The organism is Salipiger sp. 1_MG-2023 (genome assembly GCF_030547555.1).
Lineage (GTDB): Bacteria > Pseudomonadota > Alphaproteobacteria > Rhodobacterales > Rhodobacteraceae > Salipiger.
Map to the genome: position 1 here is coordinate 47,327 of NZ_JAUOQN010000003.1, position 22,125 is coordinate 69,451.

Sequence of the window (22,125 nt, forward strand, 5' to 3'; positions counted from 1 at the left end):
CGCCCAGGCTCAGGCGCTGCGGGCAAGGTCGAAGGCCTTGCGCATCACCGTTGGCAGATCAGACGGGCTGAATTCGGGCAATTCGATGAAATCTCCGCGCTCGGGCGGGCGGTCCATCGGCACCAGTGCGGTCTTGACCGTCAATCGCAGGTGGAAATGGGTGAAGGTGTGGCGCGCCTCGCCGGGCAGGGTCTTCCATTCGGCGCGGATCGGCGGAGCCTCTTGCGGGGCCTCGCCCCAGTCGCTGCCGGGCCAGCCCAGCATCCCGCCCAGCAAGCCCTTGTCCGGGCGGCGCTCCAGCAGCCATGCCCCGTCGACCCGGCGCGCCAGATAGGCAATGCCCAGCCGCGTGGGCTTGCGCGCCTTGGGGGCTTTCTTCGGCAATTCGGCGGCGGTGCCCGCCTCCCATGCCGCACAGGCGCGCCGCCACGGGCACAGCCCGCAGGCCGGGTTGCGCGGCGTGCAAAGGGTCGCGCCAAGATCCATCACCGCCTGCGCGTAATCGCCGGGGCGCGTTGCGGGCGTCAGCGCGGCCGCCATCTGCGTCAGGATCGGCTTGGCGGCGGGCAAGGGCGTATGCTCGTCGTGCAACCGGGCCATCACCCGTTCGACATTGCCATCAACCACCGTCGCTGGCTGATCAAAGGCAATCGCCGCGACCGCCCCCGCCGTATACGGCCCGACACCCGGCAGCGACAGCAGCCCCTCGAGCGTCTCGGGAAACACACCCCCATGATCGACCGTCACCGCCCGCGCGCATTTCAGCAGGTTGCGCGCCCGGGCGTAATAGCCAAGCCCGGCCCAAGCCGCCATGACATCCTCGTCGCGCGCCTCGGCCAGCGCGGTGACGGTCGGCCAGCGCGCCGTGAACGCCTCGAAATATGGCTTCACCGCCGGAACGGTGGTCTGCTGCAACATGATCTCGGACAGCCAGATCCGATAGGGGTCAGGCCGCACATTGGAATGAGGCGGCACCCGCCACGGCAGGGCGCGGGCGTGACGGTCGTACCAGTCGAGCAGATCCTGTGGCTTTGCTTGCTCACGCAACGGTGACATTCCCTTGATGGCGCATTTACGGGCTGGCGCCCGGGGGCGCGCTCACTAGAATAGTGTCTGGCAGAGGGATTCAAGATGGCGCGGCGCACAACCACCACATATGGCTTCGCCCAGACGGGCGGTTTGCTCAAGGGCGACATCCGGCGCGCCAGCGAAAGCCGCGGCTTCGCCCAGTCGCGCGTGCTGACCCATTGGGAAGAAATCGCCGGCGCCGACATTGCCGCGATTTCGCGCCCGGTCGAGATCAAATACAACCCCCGCGCCCGCTACGACCTTGGCCGCCAGAAAAAGGGCGCCACCCTCGTGCTGCTGACCAATGGCGCCAACGCCCAGATACTGCAGATGCGCAGCCGCGAGATCGTCGAGCGCATCAATGCCGTCTACGGCTATCAGGCCATCGGCGAGCTGCGCATCACCCAGACCGCTGCCTCCGGCTTTGCCGAAGGCCGCGTCAGCTTCGATCATGCGCCGCGCAAGGCGCAGGAAAAAACCCCCTCGCCCGCCCAGCAGGCCGAGGCGCACCGCGCCACCGAAGGCGTCGGCGACAGCGGCCTGCGCGAGGCGCTTGAACGGCTTGGCGCCAACGTCATATCCAGAACGCAACGCCCCGGGCGCTAGCGCCCGCAGACCAGACCAGAACAGACCACAAGGAAGATCCATGAAGCGCATCCTGACCACCACCGCCCTTGCGGCCGCCCTTGCCGCTGGCGGCAGCTGGTTCCTGAACCCGAATGCACAGCCCCCGATGGGCGCGGCCTCGGCCCAGGACGCAACCCCCGCAACAGTGACCGACATGGTGCTGGGCGCGGCCGACGCGCCGGTGACGGTCATCGAATACGGCTCGTTCACCTGCCCCCATTGCGCCGCCTTCGACGAAAACGTCTTCCCGCAGATCAAGGAAGATTACATCGACACCGGCAAGGTGAAATTCATCTTCCGCGAGGCCTATTTCAACAAATACGACATGTGGGCGTCGATGATGGCCCGCTGCGGCGGCGAGATGAAATATTACGGCATCGTCGACATGATCTACAGCACTCAGGACGAATGGGCCCGCCAGAGCAGCGAACAGGGCGTCGCCGATGCGATCCGCAAGATGGGTCTTCAGGCCGGCATCGACAAGGATCAGCTCGACGCCTGCATGTCCGATGGCGATCAGCTTCAGGCCCTCGTCGGCTGGTATCAGGAAAACATGACCCGCGACGGCTTCAACTCGACCCCGTCCTTCATGATCGACGGCGAGCTGAACTCCAACATGTCCTATGATGAATTCGCCGAAAAGCTCGACGCGCGCATCGAGGCCGCGAACTGACACCGCGTCCCTGCGGTCACAAGATCCGGCCAGAAGAAGCAGGGCACAGCGCCCCGGCTTCTTCTGGCCTTAAATATCCCCGCCGGAGGCAGCCCGGCCATTGCGGCCGGGTAACGCCCCGCGAACAAGGCACCGGCTCAAGCAATCCCGCCTTGATACCCCCCACCCCCACGCGATAAAGCAGGCGCGACCAGCCACCCTTGCGGAGTCCGCGTGTCCCGTTTCATTGCCCCCCTGCTGTTCGGCCTGATCGGCGCTGGCATTCTTGTCGCGCTCGGCCTGTGGCAGATGCAGCGGCTCGACTGGAAGCTCGGCGTGCTGGCCGAGATCGACGCCCGCATTTCCGCCCTGCCGGAACCGCTGCCGGTGATGCTCTCCCCCACCGAACAGAAATACCAGCCGGTCGAACTCGACGGCGACATCCTGCCCGGCGAGATCCGCATCCTCGTCAGCCGCAAGCAGATCGGCGCGGGCTATCGGATCGTCTCGCCGCTGCGCACCGCCGATCGCCTGATCCTGCTCGATCGCGGCTTTACCGCCGACGAGAACAAGGACGCCACTCGCAGCACCGGCCCGGTGCATGTGCTTGGCAACCTGCACTGGCCCGACGATCGCACCTCCTCGACGCCCGACAACGACGCCGCCGCCAATATCTGGTTCGCCCGCGACATCGGCGCCATGGCCGAGGCGCTCGGCACCGAGCCGCTGCTGGTCGTGGCGCGCCAGATCACCCCGCAAGACCCGGCCATCGAGCCGATGCCGGTGGACAGCGCCGGCATTCCCAACGATCACCTGCAATATGCCATCACATGGTTCTCGCTTGCCGTGGTGTGGCTGATCATGACCGCCTATTACATCGTGCGGCAACGCAAGACCGGAGAGACCTGAATGCGCTATATCTCCACCCGCGGCCAATCGCCCGCGCTCAGCTTCGAGGATGCCATGCTGTCGGGCCTTGCCCGTGACGGCGGGCTTTACGTGCCCGAGACCATTCCCACCCTCAGCGCCGATGACATCCGCGCCCTGAACGGTCTCAGCTACGAGGAAACCGCGTTCCGCGTGATGCGCCCTTTCGTCGAGGGCACCTTCAGCGATGAAACCTTCGGCGATCTCATTGCCAAGGCCTATGCCGGGTTCGGCCATACCGCCCGCGCGCCGCTGGTGCAGCTGGCCCCGAACCACTTCCTGCTGGAGTTGTTCCACGGCCCGACGCTGGCGTTCAAGGATTTCGCCATGCAGCTGATCGGCCAGCTGTTCGAAGAGGCGCTGACCCGGCGCGGCGAGCGGGTGTGCATCGTGGGGGCGACCTCGGGCGATACCGGCTCTGCCGCCATCGAGGCGTTCCGCGGCCTTGATGCCGTCGATGTGTTCATCCTCTATCCGCATGGCCGCGTCTCCGAAGTGCAGCGCCGCCAGATGACCACGCCGAGCGAAAGCAACGTGCATGCGCTGGCGATGGACGGGCATTTCGATGACTGTCAGGCGCGGCTCAAGGACATGTTCAACGATTTCACCTTCCGCGATGAAATCCGCCTTGCCGGGGTCAATTCGATCAACTGGGCGCGGGTGCTGGCACAGGTGGTCTATTACTTCAGCGCCGCCGTCAGCTTGGGCGCGCCGGACCGCACCGTCAGCTTCACCGTGCCCACCGGCAATTTCGGCGATATCTTCGCCGGGTACATCGCCAAGAAGATGGGGCTGCCCATCGACCGGCTGGTGGTCGCCACCAACCAGAACGACATCCTGCACCGCTGCCTGAGCACCGGCGATTACGCGACATCCGAGGTGCACCCGTCGATCTCGCCGTCGATGGACATTCAGGTCAGCTCTAATTTCGAACGGGTGCTGTTCGATGCCTACGGGCGCGACGGCAAGGCTGTGGCGCAGCTGATGGACGAGCTCAAGGGCGGCGCGTTCAAGGTCAGCCAAGGCGCGCTTCAGGCGCTGCGCGAAAGCTTCGATTCGGGGCGCGCCTCCGAAGACGACACGCTGGCGACGATCAAGGCGGCCCGGGCCACGATGGGAGAGCTGCTCTGCCCGCATTCGGCCGTCGGCGTCAAGGTCGCGGACGAGCACCGCAGGCCAGATGTCCCGATGATCACCCTTGCCACCGCCCACCCGGCGAAATTCCCCGATGCGGTGGAACAGGCCAGCGGCATCCGCCCGCCCCTGCCCGCGCGCATGGCCGATCTTTTCGAGCGCCCCGAGCGCCTCACCCGCGTTGCCAACGACCTTGGCGCGCTAGAAACACTGATCCGGGAGCGCACTGCCAAGTGACCGTGGAAATGACAACGCTCGGCAACGGGCTTCGTATCGTATCGGAACGTATGGACGGGCTGCAATCGGCCTCGATCGGCGTCTGGGTGTCTGCCGGGGGCCGCAACGAGCGGCTCGAACAGAACGGCATCGCGCATTTCCTTGAACACATGGCGTTCAAGGGCACCAAGACCCGCAGCTCGTTGCAGATCGCCGAAGCCATCGAGGACGTGGGCGGCTATATCAACGCCTATACCTCGCGCGAGGTGACCGCTTATTACTGCCGCGTGCTGGAAAACGACACGCGGCTGGCGCTGGACGTGACCGCCGACATCCTGCGCAACCCGATCTATGACGCGCGTGAGATCGAGGTCGAGCGCGGGGTGATCCTGTCGGAAATCGGTCAGGCGCTCGATACCCCCGACGACGTGATCTTCGACTGGTTGCAGGACCGCTGCTATCAGGACCAGCCGCTGGGGCGCACCATCCTTGGCGAGGCCGCCAATGTGCGCCGCTTCAACGAAGAAGATCTGCGCGGTTTCGTCGGCGAGCATTACGGCCCCGAGCAATTCATCCTGTCGGCGGCGGGCGCGGTGGATCACGGCGCGCTGGTCGAACAGGCGCAGGCGCTGTTCGGCGACATGCCCCGGCGCGGGGCAACCGCCTTTGAGGCCGCCCGCTTCACCAGCGGCGAGATGCGCCGCGAAAAGAAGCTGGAACAGGCGCATTTCGCGCTGGCCTTCGAGGGGCCGGGCTACCGCGATGCGGATTTCTTCACCGCGCAGATCTATTCGATCGCGCTGGGGGGCGGCATGTCTTCGCGGCTTTTCCAAGAGATCCGCGAAAAGCGCGGGCTGTGCTATACCATCTTTGCCCAGTCCGGCGCCTATGAGGATACCGGCACGACGACGATCTATGCCGGCACCAGCGGCGACGATCTGGCCGAGCTGGCCGGCATCACCATCGACGAGATGAAACGCGCCGCCGAGGATATGTCGCTCGAAGAAGTGGCGCGCGCCCGTGCCCAGATGAAAGCCGGGCTGCTGATGGGGCTTGAAGGCTCGTCCAGCCGCGCCGAGCGCATGGCGCGCATGGTGCAGATCTGGGGCGAGGTGCCGCCCATCGAAGATACGGTGGCAAAGATCGACAACGTCACCACCGGCGACGTGCGCGATTTCGCCGAAGCGATGGCAACGCAGGCGCCCGCCGGTCTGGCGCTGTACGGGCCGGTGTCAAAGGCACCGACACTTGCCGATCTTCAGGCGCGCCGGGTGGCGTGATGCTGGGCCGGAAACGCAAGTTCCGGCTCGACACCGAGCGGCTGGTGCTGCGACCGCCGTACCACGGCGATTTCGCGCCATGGGTGTCGCTGCGCCTCGAAAGCCGCAGCTACCTGACACCGTGGGAACCCAGCTGGGCACCGGATCACCTTAGCCGCCGGGCGTTTACCAACCGGGTCTATTGGGCGAACCGCTCGATCGCCAGCGGCTCGGCGGTGCCGCTGTTCATTTTCCGCCGCGAAGACGAGCAACTGCTGGGCGCGATCACGCTGGACAACATCCGCCGCGGCCCGGCGCAGCAGGCCGTTCTGGGATATTGGACCGGCCTGCCCTATGCGCGGCAAGGCTATATGCGCGAGACTATCGCAGCGCTGGTGCATCATGCGTTCGACAGGCTTGACCTCAGCCGGATCGAGGCCGCCTGCCTGCCCGAGAACGTCGCCTCGCGCGGGTTGCTGGAACAGTCGGGGTTCAAGTTCGAAGGCGTGGCGCAGAGCTATCTGCAGATCAACGGGCGCTGGCGCACGCATGTTCTGTATGCTGCGCTACGCCATGACCGGCGCGGCAAGACGCAGGTCGGCTGACCCGGCGCAGCACGGCTTGATCGGCGGCGGAAGGGGGCGCTGCCCCCCGTCTCCTTGCGGAGCCTCCCCCCGGGATATTTGCGGCCAGAAGAAGACCGGGCGCCGGGCCCTTGATCGGCGGCGGCCAGACGGACGTGCCCCCCTTCACTTTCTGCGCAAACGGACGCAGTGTCGCGGTTCGAACTAGGAGCGCCAGAATGAGCCTGCATCCCACCGATGACCGCTTTGCCCAGACCCTTGCCGGACAGTTGCCGGACGGGGCGCTGCGCCGCGCCGAGCCGCGCTATCTTGAGGAGCCGCGCGGGCGCTGGAAAGGCACATCGCAGTGGGTCGCCCTGCCGCGCAGCGTCGAAGAGGCGGCAATCATCATACGCGCCTGCAACGCCGCGCGGGTTGGCGTGCTGCCGTTCGGCGGCGGGACCGGCCTTGTCGGGGGGCAGGTCTCGCCCGACACCCCTGCTCCGCTGATCGTGTCGATGGAGCGGATGGCGGCCATTCGTGCCGTCTTGCCCGATGAGAACGTGCTTGTGGCCGAGGCCGGTGCGGTGCTGGCGGATGTGCAGCAGGCAGCTTTGGACGCCGGGCGGCTGTTTGCGTTGTCGCTGGCATCCGAAGGCACCGCGCGCATCGGCGGGCTGCTGGCGACCAACGCGGGTGGGGTCAACGTGCTGCGCTATGGCAACGCCCGCGATCAGGTGCTGGGACTGGAGGCGGTATTGCCCGATGGCAGCGTCTGGAACGGGCTCAAGCGTCTGCGCAAGGACAACACCGGCTATGATTTGCGCCACCTGCTGATCGGCGCCGAAGGCACGTTGGGGCTGATCACCGCCGCTACGCTGAAGCTGTCGGCGATCCCGGCGGCGAGCGGCACCGCCCTTTTCACCGTTGCGCGGCCGAAGGCGGCGCTGGCGTTGCTGGCGCTGGCGCGCGGGCAACTGGGCGAGGGCATTTCGGCCTTTGAGCTGATCTCGCGGCAGGGGCTGGCGTTTCAGCGCGAGACGCTGCCCGATCTGCGTCACCCGTGGGAGAGCCCGCCCGAGTGGTGCGTGCTGATCGAGCTTGGCCTTGCCCGCGGGCTGGACCCGGCCGGGGCACTGGAGACCTTGTTCGAGGCCGGGCTTGAGGCCGGGCTGGTCAGCGACGGCATCGTTGCGCAATCCGAGCAGCAGCGGCAGGATTTCTGGGCAATCCGTGAGCGCATGCCCGAGGCGAACCGCCTTGTCGGGGCGATCTCGTCGCATGATATTTCGGTGCCGCTGAGCCTTGTGCCTGAATTCATCGACCGCGGCGGGCCGATGATTGCGACAATCGGCGACTTCCGCATCAATTGCTTTGGCCATCTGGGTGACGGCAACCTGCATTACAACGTCTTCCCGCTTCGGGGTGGCAGCAAGCATGACCATGCCCACCAGCGCGACGACATCAAGCGCGCCGTGCATGACCTCGTGCATGAGATGGGCGGCTCGGTCAGCGCCGAGCACGGCATTGGGCGGCTCAAGACCGGCGATCTGGAACGCTATGGCGATCCGGCCAAGCTGGCGGCGATGCGCGCGATCAAGGCGGCGCTTGATCCCAACGGCATCATGAACCCCGGCGCGGTGCTGCGCCGCTAATTGAGCGCTGCCATCTGGAAAACGCAGCCGTCGGACACCAGCATCGGCGGTGTCAGGCACAGCGCCCGTGCCACGCTGAAGGCGGCCAGCACCTTGGGCACGTAGTCGCGGGTTTCGGCATAGGGCGGCACGCCTTCGAATTTCGGGATCGAATTTTCGCCAGCGTTGTAGCCGGCGAGCACGAGGATCGGATCGCCGTCGAAGGTTTCCATCAGGAAGTCGAGAAACCGAACCCCGCCGCCGATGTTGTCCGCCGGATCAAAGGCGTCCTTGACGCCAAAGCGCTCGGCAGTGGCCGGCATCAGCTGCATCAGCCCCTGCGCCCCGGCCCCGCTTTTGGCATCGGCGCGCCCACCGGATTCCACCGCCATCACCGCCAGCGCAAGCGCTGGCGAGACCCGTGTGCCAACCGTGGCCCTGAGCAGCTCGATCCCGTGCTGCGCCGCCATCTGCTGCAACAGCTGAAGACGCGGCGCGGCAACCCCCTTGCCAACCGGTGGCTTTGACAACCCCAGCAGCGCCGGTTCGAGCCGCCCGGGCCCGCTGTCTGCCAGCGCGGGCGACACCACGTTCCAGAACCAGTCGTAATTGCCCGGCCCCGCCGCACGCCCCGAAGGCTCGCCAACTTTGGGCGGCGCCGCAACCACCGGCACCACGGCCTGCGGCTCGATCTGCACGGTGATGCGCTTCTTGGTGCCCTGCTTGGGCACCTTGACGCGTTTGGCGGAAAACTCCGGAAAGGGAGACGGCTGCTCTGCCCTCGCACCGCCCGGACAGGCGAGCGCCGCGCACAAAGCGAATGTCATCGCCAGAGCCGTTGCTCGATACATGGCTGATACTGCCTCTGGTAGTCTTGCCTTGCGGCGAGTTTCGCATGAGGCACACCACCGGCCAATACCATTGCGTCAATCTTCGGATGGCCGTGCCATTTTCGCCCGACTTCCCTTTGGAAAAACCATTATTTCACGCGTTCTTGAAAGTTTTACCAAATCTTATCAATGCCATGATCATTTATTAGCAAGAATCCGGCTGTTCACCAAAATCAAACCAATTGCGCCCGAATGCTGCCCGATTCCAACGGCTATATAGTCTCATACCGCAGCGAGACGGGGCAAAGAGAGAGGCCCGGAACGGATCGGAGCGGTGACCGTGAGCAACCAACCTCTGGAGAGAGACATGCTGAACTTCATCAAGACCTTCCGCGCCGACGAAGACGGCGCAGTGACCGTTGACTGGGTCGTGCTGACCGCAGCCGTGGTCGCCATGGCGATCGGCGCCTACACCACCATCCGCGACAACTCGGACAACATGATCAACGCAGCTGGCCTCGCCGTTGCGAACGAGCAGTCCGCCCTGTTCGACTAAGATCTTCTGACGGTTACCACCGGACCGGCACGCCGGTCTGGTGGGTACCTGCCAGTTGATCGCAGCAAGGCCACGGGTGAACTGATGTTTCGAAAGCTTGGGAGTTTTCTTCGAGGCGAAGCTGGCGCGATTACGGTCGATTGGGTTGTTCTGACCGCATCTGTCGTTGCCATGGCCGCGATCTCGTTCTTTGAAATCCGCGACAACGCCACGAATATGGAGCAAGCAGCCGGGAACCGGTTGGGCCAAGAGATTACCGTCCTTTATCCCGAAGACTGATCGGCATCTCGAGAATCTGCAAAAAGCCGCTTCTGAAACGAAGCGGCTTTTTGCGTTCTGCCCTTTTGCCTGCTGCGGAAACAAAGCCCTGAAACCGGTCCGTAATCGGCCACAAACCACCACAATCGCGGCCTAGACCTGATCCCCAAGCCCGCCGGACCCCGCCCGGCGCCATGCAGACCCAAGAGGAAACACGACATGCGACTGGTATTCGGACTCGTGCTGCTTGCAGGACTGGCGCTGGCCGGTTTCGCAGTGCACTTGGCGCAGCAGCAATTCGGCGCGTATCAAAACGCGCTTCAGCAGGAACGAAAAAAGGCCGTCGTTGCGGTTCCCGTGCACGAAATCTACGTTGCCAGCCGCGCGCTCGCACGGGGCGAGGTGATCAAACCCGAGGATGTGCGTCTCGCGCCCTGGCCGGTCGAAATTCTTCCCGAAGGCATCTTCGATGCGGCCACGCCGCTGTTCAAAGAGGGGGAAGCCCCCCGTGTCGTGGTCAATGCCATGGAAAAATTCGATGCGATCACCGCCCAGCGTGTCAGCGAGCCGGGCGGCGATGCTGGCCTGACCTCGCGGTTGCGCCCCGGCGAGCGGGCCTTTGCGATTCGCGTTGACGTTGCGTCGGGCGTTTCGGGTTTTTTGCGCCCGGGCGATCGGGTTGATGTCTACTGGACGGGCCGCCTGCCCGGCGGCGATCCGAACCTGCCGCGCGGCGATGTCACCAAGTTGATCGAAACCGGCATCCGGCTGATCGCCATTGACCAGACCTCCGACTCCTCCGCCGCTGATCCCAGCATCGCCCGCACCGTCACCGTGGCGATCAGCCCGACGCAGGTTGCGGGGCTTGCGCAAGCCCAGACCACCGGCAAGCTGTCGCTGTCGCTGATGGGGGTGAACGACGAAACCGTCGCGGGCGCTATCGAGATGGACCAGCGCCAGTTGCTCGGCATCAGCGAGCAGACTCAGGTCATCGAAAAGGCCGCAGAACAGGTCTGCAGCACGCGTGTGCGCCGCGGGGCCGAGGTTGTACAGATCGCGATCCCCTGCACGAACTGAATGGAATCAGGGCCTTGAACACCGGGGCGCTGCCCTGCGCCCCGGTTGCTGTTGCGGGATACCCACATAAGGGAAACCGCCAAACCCATTGTTTATTGCATAAAAAACCGAACTGACGCACAGTCCTGTGACAGCAGGCGCTCACAGACCTGTACCAGAGGCGTGATCGAGAGGCAGGTCACATGACAATCGAGAAGACCCTGAAGGCGGCCCTGATCGGGCTGACCCTGAGCGTGAGTCCCATTGCGCTGAGTGCCAAGGCCGACAACCTTCGCGTTGTGCAAAGCGGAACAGAGCGCACGCTCAACGTGCCGATGAACCGCGCCGTGGTGGTGGAAAGCGACACCCCGTTCGCGGAATTGTCGATCGCCAACCCGGCCATTGCGGATATCTCGTCGCTGTCCGAACGCACGATCTATGTGCTGGGCAAGACGCCGGGCACGACGACGCTGACCATCCTCGACCAGAACGGCCAGTTGATCACCAACGTCGATGTGCGGGTGGCCGCCGACGTTTCCGAATTCAAGGAACGCCTGCGCCAGATCCTTCCCAACGAAAAGATCGAAGTGCGCACAGCCAATGACGGCATCGTGCTGTCGGGCACCGTGTCCAGCGCGCAAAAGCTTCAGCGCGCGCTTGACCTTGCCGACCGTTACGCCCCCGAGCGGGTGTCGAACCTGATGAGCGTGGGGGGCGTGCAGCAGGTGATGCTCAAGGTCCGTTTCGCGGAGATGCAACGCTCCGTCGCCAAGAGCCTCGGCTCGTCGCTGGCGCTGTCGGGCACGATCTTTGGCGACACCGACCTGTCGACCGAGACCGGAACATGGCTGAGCGGGTCCAACGCGCTTGGCTCTCCGGTCGAGATCACCTCGGGCGCGCAGGGCGCCACCCTGCTGGGCTTTGACGCGGGCAGCGTTGCCGTGGGCATCCTGCTGGAGGCGCTGGAAAACAAGGGCGTCTCGCGCACCTTGGCCGAACCGAACCTTACCGCCCTGTCCGGGCAGGAAGCGCGGTTCCTCGCGGGCGGCGAATACCCGGTCCCGGTGTCGCAGGGCGATGGCGCGGTGTCGATCGAATACAAACCTTTCGGCGTCGAGCTCAACTTCATCCCGCGGGTCGTCGACGGCGACCTGATCAACCTCGAGATGACCGGTGCGGTGTCCTCGATCGACAGCGCCAACGGTGTCACCGCCGACTCGATCACCGTCGATGCGTTCCAGCGCCGCGAAATCTCGACCACGGTGGAAATGCGCGACGGTGAGAGCTTTGCCATCGCCGGTCTGCTTCAGGATGATTTCACCGATCTGAGCGGTCAGGTGCCATGGCTGGGCGATATCCCGGTGCTGGGCGCGCTGTTCCGCAGCGCCGAATACCAGCGCCAGCAATCCGAGCTTGTGATCATCGTGACCCCGCATCTTGTCAGCCCGACACGGGGCGAGGTTCTGGCCTTGCCGACCGATCGCGTGCGCCCCCCCACCGAATCCGAACTGTTCCTGTTCGGCAAGACCTCGGGCAGCAGCAAACGGCCGACCAGCGGCGGGGCAGCCGAGGTTGCAAAGCAGGATTTCACGGGCTCTTATGGCTATGTGATGGACTGACGTGACACGCAGCACACAGACGATGCGAGGGCTTGGGACAATGATCAGGAACAGCGTGGCCATTGCCGCCCTCGGGCTCGCCGCAGCTTGCGGCGCGCCGCAGGATGGCGCCCTGTACAGCCAGTTCTGGTCCGAGGCCGGCGCCATCGCCGATTCCGGCGATTTTGGCAACGCCACCATGAACAACACCATGGCGATGCGGAACCCGCAATCCTATGCGCTCGATCTGGGCCGCCGCTTTGCACAGGACGTCCCGAGCACGGTGAACTTTGCCTTCAACAGCGCGGTTCTGGATGCCGGGGCGATGGACACCCTGCGCGAACAGGCGCGGTGGATTCGCCAGTTCCCCGAAGTGCGCTTCCGCGTCTACGGGCACACCGACCTTGTCGGCTCGAATGCCTATAACAAGAGGCTTGGCATGGCCCGCGCCCGCGCCGTGGTTGGCTACCTCGCCAGCCAGGGCATCTCGACCGCGCGGCTAGAGGCGGTGGTGTCCTTTGGCGAGACCCAGCCGCTGATCGTCACACCCGGGCAGGAACGCCGCAACCGGCGGACCGTGACCGAGGTGTCGGGATTTGTTCAAGACAATCCGATGGTTCTAGATGGGCGCTACGCCGAAGTGGTGTACCGCGAATACATCCGCAGCGCAGAGCCCACGACCGCGCTTGGCGGCCTGTCCGGCGACAGCGAATAAGACCTGATACCCGCCTTCGGGCCGGGTATCGTCCGGCGATACCGCACAATTTCGGCTTTTCGGCCAAAATGTTGCCCACATTGTAGGCGACTCTGCCCCTGAACGGAGATCCATGCCGCAACACCTTGGCATGGGGGAACCAGACCACGGGCAGATCCGGGCGTGTCGCGCCCTCTTTCCTGTCCGTGCGTTTCGGGAACCCTTCCCAAGCAGCGATAGGATAGAAGGCCATGAGCAAGTCCGCAGCGCATAACGATCCAGCACCGATCATAGCCTGCACCATCAGCCGGAACGTCCAGAACTTCGACCTGCTGATCGAAGACATGGAGATGCTGCTTGGCGAAGGCTGGGGCGATCTGGGCTTTGGCGAGGCGCTTGCCTTTCTGAACCAGCCCGATGCCGAAGCGCTTGAATTCGTTGCCATGGCCATCGACGAGGAAGACGAGGATCAGCTTGGCCTGCTGTCCGAGCTGATCGGCGCCGCCAAGGGGCGCGGCGTCAAGGTGATCCTGATCGCCGAAGACGTCACCCCCGCCGCGCTGCACCAGCTGCTGCGCGGGGGCGCCGATGAATTTGTCCCCTACCCGTTGCCCGAAGGCGAGCTGCGCGCCGCCGTCGAGCGGCTCGAGCGGGTGCGCGCGCCCGAAGCGCCACAACCGGGGCAGCGCGCCGGTGACAAGGTCAAGCTCAAGGGCGGCGGCGATGGCGTTCTGATTGCCACTCAGGGCATGTGCGGCGGCTGCGGCGCGACCACTTTTGCGGTCAACCTCGCGTGGGAATTGGCGAATGTGACCAAGGACAAGCCACCACGGGTCTGCCTGCTGGATTTCGGCCTGCAGTTCGGATCGATCGCCACCTACCTCGACCTGCCCCGCCGCGAGGCGGTGATGGAACTGCTGTCCGACATCGAATCGATGGACGGGGACAGTTTCGGTCAGGCGCTGGTGACCCATGGCGAAAAGCTGCAGGTGCTGACCTCGCCGTCGGATGTCATCCCGCTCGACCTGATCGGCCCCGAAGAGGTGTCCAAGATCCTTGGCGTGGCCCGCGAACATTTCGATTTCGTCATCGTCGACATGCCCTCGGCCCTGACCGGCTGGACCGACACCGTGCTGACGCAATCGCAGATCTATTTCGCGCTGATCGAGCTGGACATGCGCTCGGCTCAGAACACGCTGCGGCTCAAGCGGGCGCTTCAGGCCGAGGATCTGCCGTTTGACAAGATCCGCTTTGCCGTCAATCGCGCCCCCAAGTTTACCGATCTGCAAGGCAAGAGCCGTATCAAGCGCATGTCCGAAAGCCTTGGCATCGACCTGCGGCTTCAGCTGTCGGACGGGGGTCGTCAGGTTGCCACCTCCTGCGATCATGGCGAGCCGCTGGCGACCCATGCCCCCAAGAACCCGTTGCGTAAAGACATCGCCAAGCTTGCGGCGGAACTTTACGCCATCGGCCTGTCCGCCGCACAAGCCGCCTGATCAGGAGCCAGCGCCATGTTCTCCCGCTACAAGAAGCCGACCGGCAAGGAAGCTCCCGCCGCGGCGGCGCCGTCTTCCGCCGCCAGCGCCGCGCCCAGCAAGCCGTCGATGCGAAAACCTCAGATCGCCGCAATCGTCGACGCCGCTCCGCAGGATCGCGAGAAGAAACGCAAGGAGCGGCTGGGCGACATCAAGCTGGAACTGCACAGGGCGCTGCTCGACAACCTGAACCTTGCGGCGATCGACGCCGCCTCGGAAAAGGATCTGCGCGAAGAGATCAGCGCCATCGTGTCGGAAAACCTGTCGGAAAAGGGCATCGTGCTCAACCGCGAGGACCGGCAGACCGTCAATCAGGAGCTGTATGACGAGGTCAAGGGTCTTGGCCCTCTCGAAACCCTGCTCAAAGACGACACGGTGTCGGATATTCTGGTCAACGGCCCGCACCAGATCTTTGTGGAACGCAGTGGCAAGCTTCAGATGTCCGACGTGGTGTTCAAGGATGAACGCCACCTGATGCGCATCATCGACAAGATCGTGTCCGCCGTGGGCCGCCGGGTCGATGAATCCAACCCCTATGTCGACGCCCGCCTTGCGGACGGCTCGCGCTTCAACGCCATGGTGCCGCCCATCGCCGTCGATGGCAGCCTTGTATCCATTCGTAAATTCAAGAAGGACAAGCTGTCGATCGACGATCTGATCAGCTTTGGCGCCTTTACCGAGGAAATGGCGGTCTATCTTCAGGCCGCCGTGTCGACCCGCCTGAACGTCATCGTCTCGGGCGGCACGGGCTCGGGCAAGACCACCACGCTCAACGCGCTGTCGTCGTTCATCGACGATGCCGAACGCATCCTGACCATCGAGGATACGGCGGAACTTCAGCTGCAACAGTCCCATGTGGGCCGCATGGAAAGCCGCCCCCCCAATGTCGAGGGCAAGGGCGCCGTCACCCCGCGCGACTGTCTCAAGAACGCGCTGCGGATGCGCCCTGACCGCATCATCGTCGGCGAAACGCGCGGCGAGGAAGTCATCGACATGTTGCAGGCGATGAACACCGGCCATGACGGGTCGATGACCACGATCCACGCCAACAACGCCCGCGACGGCATTTCACGCCTTGAAAACATGATCGCCATGGCAGGCATCGAAATGCCGCTCAAGGCGATGCGCAGCCAGATTTCCTCGGCCGTGAACCTGATCGTGCAGGCCAGCCGTTTGCAGGACGGCTCGCGCCGGATGACCTCGATCACCGAGATCACCGGCATGGAAGGCGACGTGATTTCCATGCAGGAGCTGTTTCGCTTTCAGCGCGTCGGCCTGACCCCCGACAACAAGATCATCGGGCATTACACCGCCACCGGCGTGCGCAGCCACTATTCCGAACGTTTCAAGATGTGGGGCTTCGATATCCCTCCGTCGATCTACGAACCCTTCCGCCCGGAGTAACGCCCCATGTTTTCCGCAGAACTGATCATCTACGGCCTGATCTTCCTTGGCGTGTTCGTCCTGGTCGAGGGCGTCTATCTTGTCACCTTCGGCAAGTCGATCCGGCTCAACAGCCGGGTGAACCGCCGTCTCGAAATGATCGAGAAGACATCGAACCGCGAAGAGGTGCTTGCCAAGCTGCGCAAGGAGATGGACCAGCACCTGAAAAGCCGCGGCATTCCGCTGTATTCGCTGCTGGCCGATCGGGCGCAGAAGGCGGCCATCGCCTTTACCCCCAACCAGTTGATCGCGATGATGGCCGGGGTCAGCGTCTTTGCCTTTCTCGGACTGACCGTCGGCACCGAGGCCAGCCTTCCGGTGCGCATCGTGCTCGGGCTCGTCATGGGCATCGGCGGCGTGTTCATGTGGGTCAGCGGCAAGGCCAAGAAGCGCCTCGCCCTGATCGAGGAACAGCTGCCCGACGCGGTGGAGCTGATGGTGCGCAGCTTGCGCGTCGGCCATCCGTTCAGCTCGGCGATCGCAGTGGTGTCGCGCGAAATCAAGGACCCGCTGGCGACCGAATTCGGCGTGATCTCGGATGAATCGACCTATGGGCGCGACATTGGCGAAAGCCTCAAGCATATGGCCGAACGGCTTGATATGCAGGATCTGCGCTTTCTGGCAGTTGCAGTGTCGATCCAGCAGCAATCGGGCGGAAACCTTGCGGAAATCCTCGACGGGCTTGCCAAGGTGATCCGCGCCCGCTTTCGCCTGTTCCGCCGCGTCAAGGCGATCACCGCCGAGGCGCAATGGTCCGGCAAGTTCCTGTCGGGCTTTCCGGTCGCCGTGCTGCTGGTGATTCAGGTCACCGACCCGCATTACTACGACGAAGTGCTCGACCACGAATGGTTCATCCCGGCCTGCTTCATCGTTGCGGTGTTTCTGGCCCTGAACCTGATGGTCATGCGCTTCCTCGTGAACATCAAGGTCTGAGAGGTCCATCCCGATGTTTGACAATCTCAACGCCATGCTGACCGACATGCTTGGCCCGGCCGGGCCGCTGATGGCGGTGGCGGGGCTGGCCCTGCTGCTGATCCTTGCCGCGATCCCGCTGATGCTGGGCAGCAAGCCCGATCCGATGGACAAGCTGGCCAAATCCGGCCGCGCCCGCATCGACGCCGAGACCAAGGCGATCCTGCGCGACACCCGCCGCAACGCCAAGCTGAACAAATACGCCCAGTATCTGGAACCCAAAAGCGCCGAAGAGCTGGGGCAGGCCCGGCTCAAGCTGCTTCAGGCGGGCTATCGCACCCGTGACGCGGTGCGGCTGTTCTACCTTGCGCAGATGGTGCTGGGCATTGGCCTGCTGGCGGCGGGCACGGTGTATTATTTCATGGTCATCGACGGACCGACGGCGACGATGCAGCAAAAGCTGATGTATATCCTGTTGCCCGGCGCCGCTGGCTACATGGCGCCAAAATACTGGGTGCAAAAGCGCGTCGAAGAGCGCCGCAAGCAGATCGAGGAAGGCTTTCCCGACGCGCTGGACATGATGCTGGTCTGCGTCGAGGCTGGTCAGGCGCTGGATCAGGCCATCGTGCGGGTGGCGGCCGAATTGCACGCCTCCTACCCCGCGCTTGCCGATGAATTCGAGATCATCAGCCACGAAATGAAGGCCGGCAAGGACAAGGCGGCGGTGCTCAACGACATGGGCGAGCGCTGCGGCGTGCAGGACGTTGCCTCTTTTGTCACCGTTCTCAATCAGGCGGCGAGCTTTGGCACCTCGATCGCCGATGCGCTGCGGGTCTACGCCTCGGAAATGCGTGACAAAAGGGTCATGCGCGCCGAAGAAAAGGCCAACAAACTGCCGACAAAGATGACCCTCACCACTATGATGTTCACGGTGCCGCCGTTGTTGATCATCCTTGTTGGTCCGTCCATCGTCGGCATCACGCAACTTGGCGCCATCTCCCCGTAACCGGGCCCCGAACACAGGACCATCATGCGCATCGGCCTTGCCGCCTGCCTGACCACGCTCTTTCTGGCCGCCTGTGGAGACACCGGCGGCCATGCCATCGAGGACGGGCAGGTCTATGCCCCGTCGCTTGACCCCAAGGGCCAGTCGGTCGACGGGCTGCTGGTCGGCCACCGCCTGATGGCTGCGGGCGAACACGAGCTGGCGCTCGAGGCCTATCTGCGCGCCGCCGGACAAGACGGGCTTGACGGCGAGGTGCTGACCTCGCTCGGCTCGGCCAACCTCGCGCTCGGGCGGCTTGGTCAGGCGGAACATTTGCTGCGCCAAGCGATCAAACTCGCACCGGACTGGCCCGAGGCATGGAACAACCTCGGCGTGGTGCTGATGGAAGCGGGCAAGGTCTCCGAAGCGTCCGAAGTGTTCCGTCGCGCCTATGCGTTGGACAATGGCCAAAGCGACGCAATCCGCGACAATCTGCGCTTGGCGCTCGCAAAACTGGAAAATCCGGGCTATTCTGCTGCCGAGCAAGAGGATTTTCAGCTGATCCGCGAGGGGACGAGCACCTACCTCATCCAGCGGCACGACTGACCCGACAATAAGATGGCCGGCGATGATCGGTCGCGTGACGAGGCAAGAGCAGTAAAGGACGCACCGAATGCGCCATTCCATTCTCGTGGCCCTCTGCATTGCGGGGGCCTTCGGTCTTTCGGCCTGTGACAGGAAAATCGACGCCGACGCGGTGAACCGCGAGTTCACCGACGTCAATGTCATCGACGGCACCGGGCTGAACGATGTGATGCTCAGGGCTTCCGATCCCACGGCGGCGGTGACCTATTTCGCCCGCGCAGGAGAGCTCGAGCCGGGCCGCATCGATCTGATGCGCGGCCTTGCCACATCGCTGGTGCGCGCAAAACGCTCCCGCGAGGCGGCGATCGCCTGGGCCGAGGTGGTGGCACATGCGGAGTCCAGCGACGAAGACAAGGTGCAACTGGCCGACGCGCTGATCCGCGACAACCAGTGGGACAAGGCGGAACAGGTGCTGAGTGCCATTCCGCCGACCCATGAATCCTACATGCGCTACCGGCTCGAAGCGATGGTGGCCGACAGCAACAAGCAATGGGACAAGGCCGACAGCTTTTACGAGATCGCCGCCGGGCTGACCACCCAGCCAGCATCGGTGCTGAACAACTGGGGCTATTCCAAGCTCTCGCGCGGCGATGCGGCCGGGGCGGAAAAGCTGTTCTACGAAACCCTGCGCCACGATAGCACCCTGTTCACCGCCAAGAACAACCTTGTGCTGGCGCGCGGCGCGCAGGGCAATTACAGCCTGCCGGTGCTGGACATGACTCAGATCGAGCGCGCCGATCTGACCTACACGCTGGCGCTTTCGGCGATCAAGCGTGGCGACGTGAAGATTGGCAAGGGCCTGCTGGAAGACGCCATCGAGACCCATCCGCAGCATTTCGAGGCAGCATCCACCGCGCTGGCTGCTCTCGAGAATGGCAGCGCAAGCTGATCCGATGCTGTCGATATCCGCCATGGCCGCAAGCTGGTTCCTGCCCCTCGTGCTGCCGATCTGCCTGTATGTCTGCTACACCGACATGCGCGAGCTGCGCATCACCAACGCGGCGAACATCGCCCTGCTAATGGTCTTTGTCGTGGTCGGGTTGATGGTGCTGCCGCTTGATGCCTACCTGTGGCGCTACACCCATCTTGCGGTGGCGCTGGTGGTTGGCATGGCGTTGAACGCTGGCGGCGTGATGGGCGCGGGCGATGCCAAGTTCATCGCTGCGGCCGCGCCGTTCGTGCACCTCGCGGACCTGCGGTTCCTGATGGCGCTGCTGGCGGCAAGCCTGATCGGCGCCTTCGTCACCCACAGGCTGATCAAATTCTCGCCCCTGCGCCGCCTTGCGCCAGATTGGAAGAGCTGGACCAGCGGCAAGCGCTTTCCCATGGGCATGGCGCTTAGCGCGGCGCTGACCGCCTATCTGATCTTTGGCTATCGCTACGGCAGCTGACGGCGCTGAAAGGTCTACGCCGCCTCGCCGCGAGGGCGCAGGCAGGTGGTGGGCGTCTGGCCCGGCACGCCTTCGGTGCTGGCGCCGCAGTGCACACAGGTCCATGTCGTGCCGCCATTCTGGCGATACTCGCGCCAGCGGCACAGCCTGCGATCCTTGTTCTTCCTGTTCCAGAACAACAGGATGATGAAAGCAATGACGAAGCCGGCAGCGAAGATCACGGCCGGCCTCGGGAAGGTATGGAACGTATCATGAGCATGGACCTGTGGCGCACTGCACAAAGGTCAAGACAGGCTCAGGCAGCGTGGTAATAGGCAAAGCCGTCCAGATCGTCGTTGAGGTCATCCACAACGTTTGCGCTGTTGTCCTGCACGAGGACGGGTTCGGGCTGGTAATAGCCATATGCCTGCTCGAGGGCGGCGAGGGCCTGCTTCGGGTCGATTTTGCTCTGCTCGGTCATCGGGTGGGCCTTTCGGTATCTTATCGGTCCGTCACTTCCCCCCTGCCCTTGCAGATAGCCCTTGCTGCAGCGCAGCACACCCCCCAGCACATGCAAGGACGGTCTGCGCTCATTGCAACTGTCGCAGGGTAAGCTTTTGCCCCTTTTTGCCAATGCAAAGCGCCGCCCCCTTGCGGAAGCGGCGCTCGTTTGGCGATCTGCAACAGGATCAGACGTGCCGGTTCAGCAGCATCTTCTTGATCTCGGCAATGGATTTCGCCGGGTTCAGGCCTTTCGGGCAGGTCTTGGTGCAGTTCATGATGGTATGGCAGCGATACAGCTTGAAGGGGTCTTCAAGCGCATCCAGACGCTCGGGCGTGGCTTCATCGCGGCTGTCGATGATCCAGCGATAGGCGTGCAGCAGCGCGGCCGGGCCAAGGTAGCGGTCAGAGTTCCACCAGTAGCTCGGGCAGGCGGTCGAGCAGGAGGCGCACATCACGCATTCATACAGACCGTCCAGCTTCTTGCGGTCTTCGATCGACTGCTTCCATTCCTTTTCGGGACGGTTGGTCTTGGTTTCCAGCCACGGCATGATCGACGCGTGCTGCGCGTAGAACAGGTTGAGGTCGGGGATAAGATCCTTGACCACCGGCATGTGCGGCAGCGGGTAGATCTTGACGTCGCCCTTGACCTCGTCGAGCCCGTAGATACAGGCCAGCGTGTTGATGCCGCCGATGTTCATCGCGCAGGACCCGCAAATGCCCTCGCGGCAGGACCGGCGGAAGGTCAGGGTCGGATCGACCTCGTTCTTGATCTTGATCAGCGCGTCCAGAACCATCGGGCCGCATTTGTCCATATCAAGGTGATAGGTGTCGATCCGGGGGTTCTCGCCATCCTCGGGGTTCCAGCGATAGATCTTGAACGCCCGGACATTGGTCGCGCCGGTCGGCTTGGGCCAGGTCTTGCCGGTGCGGATCTTCGAGTTCTTTGGCAGGGTAAATTGAACCATGGGTCTCTCCTATCGGATGAGCGCCGGCAGCCCCTCGGCGGCCAGGCAGGTCAGTGTCTCGGGCTTCGAGACGATCACGGTGACGATCTCGACGCTCGATTGCGTGGGACCGGTGACAGATTCAGAGGCCAGCGCGTAGATCTGCTGCGCGTTGGCATTGTCGATGACGCAGTTCAGCGCCGGTTCGACCGGCACGCTGGGATAGCGTTGCAGCACCACCTTGTTCACCGTCGAACGCGCGGCGTTGCGGGCGATCTGATCTTGGGTCGCGGCGTCGCAGGACGCCAGAACCGGCAGCAGGGCGAGAAAGACAAGCTTGCGCAAACCGTGGGCTCCTATCCGAACAGCCAATAGATCGGACCCCCGCGCAGGCAAAAGCGGATGTCCTCGTCATAAAGGATATCGAGCACGATATCGTCGTTAAGCTCGGGCTGCCCCAGAGCAGAATTGCGGGCCAGCGCCTGAATCTGCCCCGGCTGGGCGTGTTCGAACAGGCAGGCCAGCGCCTTGTCGCTGGGCACGCCGGGCGCCATCCGGGTCAGGATCGGACCGGCGGCGTTGGCGGCCACCTGTTCGGTGAACCCCAGCGGCTTGGGCGTCAGCACCTGAAGCTGCCCCGCCTTTCGCGGCACCATGTCGGCGCAGCCCATGACGGGCAGCGCCAGAAGCAAGGCGATCAGCGCTCGCAAAGCAT

At 64.0% G+C, this 22,125-nt stretch carries 26 protein-coding genes; 19 read left to right on the forward strand and 7 right to left on the reverse strand.

Annotated features, from left to right (window positions below):
- Positions 1-9: 9 nt before the first annotated feature.
- Positions 10-1,047, reverse strand: coding sequence for an A/G-specific adenine glycosylase (gene mutY / locus Q4543_RS02465; RefSeq protein WP_303436185.1), 1,038 nt, complete (start codon positions 1,045-1,047; stop codon positions 10-12).
- Between the two features lie 84 nt (positions 1,048-1,131).
- Here mutY and Q4543_RS02470 point away from each other — a divergent pair, with 84 nt between their 5' ends.
- The 7 genes from Q4543_RS02470 (at position 1,132) to Q4543_RS02500 (ending at position 8,101) form a co-directional block, all read left to right on the forward strand.
- Entirely contained in the window at positions 1,132-1,674 is a 543-nt protein-coding gene (locus Q4543_RS02470) for a DUF721 domain-containing protein (protein ID WP_303436186.1), read from the forward strand.
- 40 nt (positions 1,675-1,714) lie between these two features.
- Positions 1,715-2,368 (forward strand): DsbA family protein, encoded by a 654-nt coding sequence (locus tag Q4543_RS02475; protein ID WP_303436187.1) that lies wholly within the window; start codon positions 1,715-1,717, stop codon positions 2,366-2,368.
- A gap of 213 nt (positions 2,369-2,581) precedes the next feature.
- Positions 2,582-3,256 (forward strand): SURF1 family protein, encoded by a 675-nt coding sequence (locus Q4543_RS02480; RefSeq protein WP_303436189.1) that lies wholly within the window; start codon positions 2,582-2,584, stop codon positions 3,254-3,256.
- Positions 3,257-4,645 (forward strand): threonine synthase, encoded by a 1,389-nt coding sequence (gene thrC / locus Q4543_RS02485; RefSeq protein ID WP_303436190.1) that lies wholly within the window; start codon positions 3,257-3,259, stop codon positions 4,643-4,645. It abuts the gene before it with no gap.
- Entirely contained in the window at positions 4,642-5,904 is a 1,263-nt protein-coding gene (locus Q4543_RS02490; protein WP_303436191.1) for a pitrilysin family protein, read from the forward strand. The genes thrC and Q4543_RS02490 overlap by 4 nt, the downstream gene beginning before the upstream one ends.
- Positions 5,904-6,488, forward strand: a complete 585-nt coding sequence (locus Q4543_RS02495) for a GNAT family N-acetyltransferase (RefSeq protein WP_216003369.1) — start codon at positions 5,904-5,906, stop codon at positions 6,486-6,488. The genes Q4543_RS02490 and Q4543_RS02495 overlap by 1 nt, the downstream gene beginning before the upstream one ends.
- A 197-nt stretch (positions 6,489-6,685) precedes the next feature.
- Entirely contained in the window at positions 6,686-8,101 is a 1,416-nt protein-coding gene (locus tag Q4543_RS02500; RefSeq protein WP_303436192.1) for an FAD-binding oxidoreductase, read from the forward strand.
- On the opposite strand, the gene Q4543_RS02505 is transcribed toward Q4543_RS02500, so the two are convergent.
- Complete coding sequence (locus Q4543_RS02505) at positions 8,098-8,907, reverse strand: lytic transglycosylase domain-containing protein (RefSeq protein WP_303436193.1); 810 nt, start codon at positions 8,905-8,907, stop codon at positions 8,098-8,100. The two genes, Q4543_RS02500 and Q4543_RS02505, sit on opposite strands and share 4 nt — an antisense overlap.
- A gap of 370 nt (positions 8,908-9,277) precedes the next feature.
- Between Q4543_RS02505 and Q4543_RS02510 the strand changes: the two genes are divergently transcribed.
- The 12 genes from Q4543_RS02510 to Q4543_RS02565 all read left to right on the forward strand — a co-directional run bounded on the left by Q4543_RS02510 (position 9,278) and on the right by Q4543_RS02565 (position 19,983).
- Positions 9,278-9,466 (forward strand): Flp family type IVb pilin, encoded by a 189-nt coding sequence (locus tag Q4543_RS02510; RefSeq protein WP_216003372.1) that lies wholly within the window; start codon positions 9,278-9,280, stop codon positions 9,464-9,466.
- Between the two features lie 84 nt (positions 9,467-9,550).
- Positions 9,551-9,745: a hypothetical protein gene (locus tag Q4543_RS02515; RefSeq protein WP_216003373.1), complete on the forward strand. Its 195-nt coding sequence runs from the start codon at positions 9,551-9,553 to the stop codon at positions 9,743-9,745.
- Positions 9,746-9,943: 198 nt separating this feature from the next.
- The gene (cpaB, locus tag Q4543_RS02520; protein ID WP_303436195.1) at positions 9,944-10,801 is read left to right on the forward strand and encodes a Flp pilus assembly protein CpaB; all 858 of its coding nucleotides are present in this window, start codon (positions 9,944-9,946) and stop codon (positions 10,799-10,801) included.
- Positions 10,802-10,983: 182 nt separating this feature from the next.
- Positions 10,984-12,399: a type II and III secretion system protein family protein gene (locus Q4543_RS02525; protein ID WP_303436196.1), complete on the forward strand. Its 1,416-nt coding sequence runs from the start codon at positions 10,984-10,986 to the stop codon at positions 12,397-12,399.
- A 40-nt stretch (positions 12,400-12,439) separates the two neighbouring features.
- Positions 12,440-13,093, forward strand: a complete 654-nt coding sequence (locus tag Q4543_RS02530) for an OmpA family protein (RefSeq protein ID WP_303436197.1) — start codon at positions 12,440-12,442, stop codon at positions 13,091-13,093.
- A gap of 230 nt (positions 13,094-13,323) precedes the next feature.
- Positions 13,324-14,568: an AAA family ATPase gene (locus tag Q4543_RS02535; protein WP_303436198.1), complete on the forward strand. Its 1,245-nt coding sequence runs from the start codon at positions 13,324-13,326 to the stop codon at positions 14,566-14,568.
- A 15-nt stretch (positions 14,569-14,583) separates the two neighbouring features.
- A complete protein-coding gene (locus Q4543_RS02540; RefSeq protein WP_303436199.1) occupies positions 14,584-16,011 on the forward strand; it encodes a CpaF family protein in 1,428 nt (475 codons plus the stop codon).
- Between the two features lie 6 nt (positions 16,012-16,017).
- Entirely contained in the window at positions 16,018-16,983 is a 966-nt protein-coding gene (locus Q4543_RS02545) for a type II secretion system F family protein (protein ID WP_303436200.1), read from the forward strand.
- Positions 16,984-16,996: 13 nt separating this feature from the next.
- Complete coding sequence (locus Q4543_RS02550; RefSeq protein WP_303436201.1) at positions 16,997-17,968, forward strand: type II secretion system F family protein; 972 nt, start codon at positions 16,997-16,999, stop codon at positions 17,966-17,968.
- Between the two features lie 24 nt (positions 17,969-17,992).
- Positions 17,993-18,553, forward strand: coding sequence for a tetratricopeptide repeat protein (locus Q4543_RS02555; RefSeq protein WP_216003380.1), 561 nt, complete (start codon positions 17,993-17,995; stop codon positions 18,551-18,553).
- Between the two features lie 67 nt (positions 18,554-18,620).
- Positions 18,621-19,481, forward strand: a complete 861-nt coding sequence (locus Q4543_RS02560) for a lipopolysaccharide assembly protein LapB (protein ID WP_303436202.1) — start codon at positions 18,621-18,623, stop codon at positions 19,479-19,481.
- A gap of 4 nt (positions 19,482-19,485) precedes the next feature.
- Positions 19,486-19,983, forward strand: coding sequence for a prepilin peptidase (locus tag Q4543_RS02565; protein WP_216003382.1), 498 nt, complete (start codon positions 19,486-19,488; stop codon positions 19,981-19,983).
- Between the two features lie 14 nt (positions 19,984-19,997).
- On the opposite strand, the gene Q4543_RS02570 is transcribed toward Q4543_RS02565, so the two are convergent.
- The 5 genes from Q4543_RS02570 to Q4543_RS02590 form a co-directional block, all read right to left on the reverse strand.
- Positions 19,998-20,204, reverse strand: coding sequence for a hypothetical protein (locus Q4543_RS02570; protein WP_303436203.1), 207 nt, complete (start codon positions 20,202-20,204; stop codon positions 19,998-20,000).
- Between the two features lie 74 nt (positions 20,205-20,278).
- Complete coding sequence (locus tag Q4543_RS02575) at positions 20,279-20,443, reverse strand: hypothetical protein (protein WP_303436204.1); 165 nt, start codon at positions 20,441-20,443, stop codon at positions 20,279-20,281.
- Between the two features lie 208 nt (positions 20,444-20,651).
- A complete protein-coding gene (locus Q4543_RS02580) occupies positions 20,652-21,431 on the reverse strand; it encodes a succinate dehydrogenase iron-sulfur subunit (protein ID WP_216003385.1) in 780 nt (259 codons plus the stop codon).
- Positions 21,432-21,440: 9 nt separating this feature from the next.
- The gene (locus tag Q4543_RS02585) at positions 21,441-21,755 is read right to left on the reverse strand and encodes a hypothetical protein (RefSeq protein WP_216003386.1); all 315 of its coding nucleotides are present in this window, start codon (positions 21,753-21,755) and stop codon (positions 21,441-21,443) included.
- An 11-nt stretch (positions 21,756-21,766) separates the two neighbouring features.
- Complete coding sequence (locus Q4543_RS02590) at positions 21,767-22,120, reverse strand: hypothetical protein (protein ID WP_303436206.1); 354 nt, start codon at positions 22,118-22,120, stop codon at positions 21,767-21,769.
- Between the last annotated feature and the right edge of the window lie 5 nt (positions 22,121-22,125).